The sequence below is a fragment of the Chitinophaga sp. genome (assembly GCF_036566945.1).
Lineage (GTDB): Bacteria > Bacteroidota > Bacteroidia > Chitinophagales > Chitinophagaceae > Chitinophaga.
The window spans coordinates 1-6,455 of sequence record NZ_DATCVJ010000392.1 but is presented as its reverse complement, the minus strand read 5'-3'; the positions used below and the strand labels follow the sequence as shown (position 1 = coordinate 6,455).

4 protein-coding genes are annotated in these 6,455 nt (G+C 45.7%); all 4 read left to right on the top strand.

Going from position 1 to position 6,455, the window contains the following annotated elements; genetic code table 11:
- Window positions 1-3,282: SusC/RagA family TonB-linked outer membrane protein (locus tag VIP81_RS11580; protein WP_331960192.1), on the top strand; the 3,282-nt coding region annotated here is incomplete at its 5' end.
- Between the two features lie 4 nt (window positions 3,283-3,286).
- Window positions 3,287-4,750 carry a RagB/SusD family nutrient uptake outer membrane protein gene (locus tag VIP81_RS11575; RefSeq protein WP_331960189.1) on the top strand — a complete coding sequence of 488 codons (1,464 nt, stop codon included), beginning with the start codon at window positions 3,287-3,289 and terminating at the stop codon, window positions 4,748-4,750.
- Between the two features lie 8 nt (window positions 4,751-4,758).
- Complete coding sequence (locus VIP81_RS11570; RefSeq protein ID WP_331960186.1) at window positions 4,759-5,430, top strand: hypothetical protein; 672 nt, start codon at window positions 4,759-4,761, stop codon at window positions 5,428-5,430.
- 16 nt (window positions 5,431-5,446) lie between these two features.
- Window positions 5,447-6,376 carry a DUF5007 domain-containing protein gene (locus VIP81_RS11565; protein WP_331960183.1) on the top strand — a complete coding sequence of 310 codons (930 nt, stop codon included), beginning with the start codon at window positions 5,447-5,449 and terminating at the stop codon, window positions 6,374-6,376.
- Window positions 6,377-6,455: the final 79 nt, after the last annotated feature.

Here is a 6,455-nt window from a genome sequence, read left to right as displayed (position 1 = left end):
AGCGCACTGGCGCAGGTGTTCAAAGGTCAACCATTTACCTATGAAGTGAATGACAGAATCGTAACGGTGCTGGCATCGCGTAAAGCAACGGCAGCTACTATCCTATCAGGCAAGATTGTTAGTTCGGACAACCAACCAATTATCGGCGCCACCGTGATCGTTCAGGGCTCCAGACAAGGGGCAACGGCAGATGTAGACGGAAGATTTACGCTTTCCGTGGCTGCAGAAGATGCTACCATCGTCATCACGTCCATCGGCTTTAACCCGCTGGCGCTTCACCTGAGCGATGGCCAGCTAACAACAGCCAGCAAGCAATTCAATCATCAGCTGGTCAAAAATAGTTTACAGAACCTGCTGATCGTGCTACAACCTTCTGCATCGCAACTGCAGGAAGTAAATGTAACCGTGGGATATGGTACGCAGAAAAAAAGAGAAACCACCGCTGCCATCTCCAGTATTAAAGGATCACAGCTGCAAAACAAGCCAAGTGGTTCTATTGAGGGATTATTGCAGGGACTGGCGCCTGGATTGGTGGTGCAAAACAATTCCGGTATGCCTGGTGGAAGAAGCATGATACAAATCAGAGGTCTTGCTTCCTTCTCCAATTCAGCCAACTCCAACGTGGTGAGTACCCCATTATTTATCATTGATGGTGTGCCGCTGGAACAGGATGTATTCAACCCTTCAGATCCACGTCAGGCCATCACGAGTGTCCTGTCTGGCTTCAGCCCCTTTGATCTCGAATCTGTAGATGTACTGAAAGATGCTTCTGCCACTGCTATCTATGGTTCAAGAGGCGCCAACGGCGTTATCATTATTAATACCAAACGTGGTAAGATCGGAAAACCAATTGTTACCTTAAATACACAATATGGATTGAGCTATTACCCGGCACTACGTAAAACCCTTGGTGGTAAAGCGGAACGCGATTTTAAAATTGATCTCTTTAACCAGTACAAATCATCAAAAGTGGGCGGTGGTGATTCCGATATGCCCATTGAGCTGAGTGATAGTCTGAATAGCTTTTATAACAACTCCACCGACTGGCAAAAGTTATACTTCCGCGATGCAGATCTGAAGAATATTAACCTGGGTATCAGCGGAGCTTCGGATAATGCCAGCTACCGCTTAGGTGTGGATTATTATAACGAAAAAGGTATTGTACTGGGTTCAGGTTTTACCCGGTTTTCACTGACCTATAATGGTGTATTCAAACCTACTTCGAAGTTAACCATTACTGGCAGGGCTAATTTGAGCCAGACGGATGCCAGCCAGAAAAGAGGCGACACTTACAATGCAGCCGTAGTAGGCAACAACTTTTCCTCTTCGTTCCGGCCAGGCCCCAACAGTGGCTTTTTTGACTCGTTCCTGGAATCTTATAAGAAGGGTGTCAACATCGATCTTACGCGGCGGGTACTGGCTCAACTGGAAGTGAGTTATGATCTTACCAACTACCTGAACCTCACCTCCAGAGCCTCCGGTAACTACGAGTTTTATCGCACGCGCTCCTTCGCACCATCTGCCACACGGCCGGATCAAAAAGCAGCGGCATCGTATTTTTCAGAGGAAAAGGTAAACCTGCTGAGCGAAACGTTTCTGCGTTTATACCGCACATTTCCTTCAAGGCATTCGTTTGATCTCGTGTTAGGTAATACCATCAACACCAGCGAAAAAAACAACATATTCGGCTCTGCATATGGTGGCCCCAGCGATGCACAACAGGTGATACAGGGATATCCGCAGGCAAATCTCGGTCTGGAAACCCATAACATCAAGTATGGCTTGTTGTCTTATTATTCAAGGCTTTCTTACAACTACGACAAAAAATACCTGTTACAGGGCGTTATACGTGCCGATGGTTCGTCTAAATTTGGTAAAGACAACCAGTGGGGATACTTCCCGTCTTTATCGGCAGGATGGGTATTTACAGAGGAAAAATTTCTTCGTAATCACATCGGCCGCTGGCTGAATTTCGGAAAAATCAGGGCCAGTACAGGTAAATCCGGCACCCAGTACGAAGACAACTACCTGGCAGTTGGTGCTTATCAAACCAGGAGCGGCGACAATGCCACCTACAATGGAGTGCCTTTACTGGCTCCCAGTTATGGCGCAGGTAACGGTATGGCCTTACCCAACCTCACCTGGCAAACCACTAAAGACGAAGGTGTAGGATTGGATCTGGAGTTCTTCAACAGTCGCCTGACGATGACGCTGGACTACTACAATAAAAACACTGACGGCTTCCTGTTTCCCGATGCTTTAAATGGTACCAGTGGCTATACTTCCCGTTACATCAACAGTGGAGCGGTTCGCAACCATGGATATGAAGCAGCGATTACCGCTTATATCACACGTCCGGGAAAGAACTTCCAGTATTCCGTTACGTTCATTGGCGCTATTAACCGCAATGAACTGACCAAACTGCCTGATTTCGGCAGAAGTGTTTCCAGGAGTGATTATGCCGTAGGTCAGCCTTATCTGGAAATAGGCCGCCCACTGAATGGCTTCTACCTGATGAAGTACCTCGGTGTATATCCAACAGACGAATCTGTTCCCGTAAATAAATATACCGGTAAACGACTTTATCCCAATACCAGTGGATTCTCTTCACAAGATCCCTACAGAGGTGGAGACATCATGCTGCTGGATGTAAATGGAGACGGCAGAATTGGCGTCATAGATAATTCTGACCGGGTTTATTCCGGCGATCCCAATCCTAAATTTACCGGCAGTGTTTCTCACTCTTTCAGCTATAGGTTTAAAACCAATGCCACGCTCCAGCTGGATATGTTCTTCAACTACTCGGTAGGCAACAAAGTATATAATAAAGTAAAAGCAGATCGTATCAAAGGTGTAAGCTGGACGGCCAGTGAAAACGTGAACTACCCCGGTGGACAAAGAAACCTGTTGGATGTATCAGACCTGGATTTCTGGACACCTACGCATACCAATGCAAAATATCCCGTGCTGAATCCATGGAGATATTATGGCACCTCCAGTTATGATTTTATCGGCAACTACGAAACCAACACCGACCTTTTCCTGGAAAGCGGCAGCTTTATACGGTTAAACAATGTAAACCTGAGCTACGATTTTGCACCGGCTGCATTGAACCGTCTCCATATCAGGAGACTGAGAATATACGGTGGGATGAGTAACGTGTTTATCCTGACGAAGTATTCCGGTGTAGATCCTGAAAATGTGGATCCTTATGGTTACGATCTGGGTAATGGTTATCCTATTCCCTACAAATTTAACTGTGGCTTTAACTTTGAATTCTAAGATTATGAAGATACCAACTACCTGGAAAAACAACATGTGCTTCCTGCTCTTAGGTAGCGCCTTATTATTTTCCTGCAAAAAAATACTGGATCCTGAAATTGTAGAACTTCCCACTGCAGCTAACGCCATTACCACCTCGGCAGATGTAGAAAAAGGAGTAGCGGCAGCCTACTCTTACCTGCGGGCGGCGGTACCTGATAAAGTCTTCCTGATGGGAGATGTACGGGCCGATGTGTTTTCCAGTTACTCCCAGAGTTCCAACGTTCGGACGGAAACGGCTATTGCCACCAATACCGCTACGGCGTTACTGAATAATGGAGGTGGCAACTGGAAGCAGTTTTATACTGTCATTGCGCAATGCAACCTGTTACTCGAAAAAATCCCGGAGATTGCCAATTACGATCCATCGCTCAGAAGAAAACATATTGGCGAGGCCAGCTTCGTCCGGGCACTCACCTACTTTTACCTGGTTCGTTTCTGGGGAGATGTACCTGTTAACTTAAAGAGCGTGAATATAGAGAATCTGCCAAGAACCCCGCAGGCAGACGTCTTTAAGCAGATCATCAGCGATCTGGACGTAGCTATTGCTGACCTGGAATTGCAATATGGTGATGGAGATAAAGCCGTAAGAGCCACCAGAGGAGCAGCCTGGGCTATTAAGGCGCATGTATTGGGATGGTTACAGAATTACGCAGGTTGTGAAAAGTTGTGTGACAGTGTGATCACGCAAGGGCCGTACAGTCTTGTTACCGATACCATGAACCTGATCAGCATCTTTATAGGTAAATCCAATGAAGGCATCTTTGAACTTAATTTTGATGCCAATGCAAGAGAGGTACAGAAAAACCGTGTGTATAACAGAACATTGGGCAGGCCCTGGTATACTGACCAATCAGATGGTGGTGGTGGTACCGACAGATTTATACTCTCTCCTACCAGGGAACAGTTGAATAATATGTTTCCTCCCAGCGCACGCGATGCCCGTTTGTTTACCTGGTTTGACCGTGCTACCTGCCTGCAGGGAGTTTATGAAGACCGCATCTTCCTGGGCAAGTACAAAACGCTGCGGCTGAAAGGCGACACCGCTTCGCAAAATATCAATGAGTCCAATATCATCATTACCCGTTTGGCAGATATCATGTTGCTGAGAGCAGAAGCCCTGGCCAGTCCTGCTGTGGGAAGAGCCGGAGAAGCTGCTGTACTGCTGAATAAAGTAAGACAGCGTGCATTTACCACGCCTTATACCGGTGGTGGTAATCTGGCGGATACGATTCTGCTCGAGCGTAGAAAGGAATTAATTGGAGAAGGCCAATATTTCTTTGATCTCGTAAGAACAAGAAAGCTGGATAAAGACTCGAAAATTACGGCAGCCGATTGGTACCAGAAAGGTGCATGGCTGCTTCCGATAGATCAGGGCATTATCGCGAAAAGCAATTTTGTAATCACTCAGAACGAATACTGGAAATAACTTTTTATATGAAGAAAAATATTTCACTAAAAAAAGCAGCGCTCCTGGCAACTCTTGCGATGATGATATTTTCAGCATGCAGGAAAGATAACTATTATGTGGATGGCGGTTTGTCTCAGCAGTCTGAAGAAGAAAAGAGAATGTCCGTATATGAATTCCTGGCCAGCAGACCTAATCATATGTTTGATTCGCTGGTGAAGATCATTGACCTGACCAATAGCAAAGCACTGGTTAACCAGGCCAACATTACCTTTTATGCGGCCCCTAACAACGCCGTGTTGCGCTTGCAGCGGAACTACACGCCGGACGACAGGCAAACCCCAAAGCCACTCGCCGACATTGGAAAAGATACATTGCTCACCTTACTGGGCAGGTTTATTATACCCAATGCCAAAGTGAGCCTTGAACAGGCCGTGAAAGACCAGGCGAAATATTACAAAGCTGCCAATGGCGACTCTCTTATTATTAACGGCGTAGGCGGCGGAACCAGCGTTAGCAGCTCCTTACAAACGTCTGCCTATAGAATGGTATTTGAGCACGTAAAAATACCCGGCGTAGACAGCATAAAATACAGTGCCAATATACAAACGCATAACCTGATCACGGCCAACGCTATTGTACACGTGTTAACGAATGGTTCAAGTTTCGCAGCAGGACTGAAACAAAAATATTTCAGATAGTCTTAATCATTTTATCATGAAAAAATCATTGCATATAAAGTGCCTCGTATCACTGGCTATCACGCTGTTAACGATTTCGTGTACGAAAGAAAAAAACGGTGGCTTTTTAAGTCCGGCACTCAAGTACACCAATCCTTCTATCAAAATAGCAGTAGGTGCTTCCCTCATCCAATCCGGCGCTATGGTGGCAGATGAATCTACCAAGCCGCTGGAGTTTTCCATTGAGGCCATCCACTATGAAGATGGTAAAATTGCGGATAAGCTTATGAACTATAAGGTAGATACTTATTTCTGGCAGGGAGAATATACAGGAAAGGAGAAAACGGTACAGGAGATAGATAAGAAGCGTACCAAGGTAAACCGTCCTGCAGTAGACATCAACCCGGCCAACGGAAATATTCTCATCTACCCGGAAGCTAACGATACCACCATATTTACCAAAGGCAAATATGTCATCGACATAAGCGTGAAAAACAGTGCCGGAGAACTTCATCTTAAATCTGCACTGACAATAGATGTTAGTTATGCACTGCCTTACACTTACCGCCTCTCGGGACTTGACGGCAAAATAACGGGTCTTGATGTAACCTTCGACAGACAGGTAAACACCGGCAACAAAATACTGGTGTATGTACTGAAAAAAGATGGCACCCCGGCAGATCCAAAAACACTGCTAGGCTATGACTACTCCACTACACCGGGCGTTACAGACTTAAAAGACTGGCATAACCTCGGGTTAAACAATCCTACCAAGTATACTGAATTCCCGGATCACCTGGAACTCGAGATAGCCGGCTTCCCGCTACCTTTCGTATCCGGGCAGGTGCTGAGGATCGATATGTATAATAACGGAGATATCAACGGGGGGTACTTTAATTACTGGTTTGATATGTCTATTCTTAAAGAAGGCATCTGGAAAGTGACCATTCAGCTAAAATATAATTAGCCTTTCGCTCTAATTTTATCCGGGCACCTGATGGAGAGGAATTTCGCAAACGAAATTTCTCTCCATCAAATTTTTAATA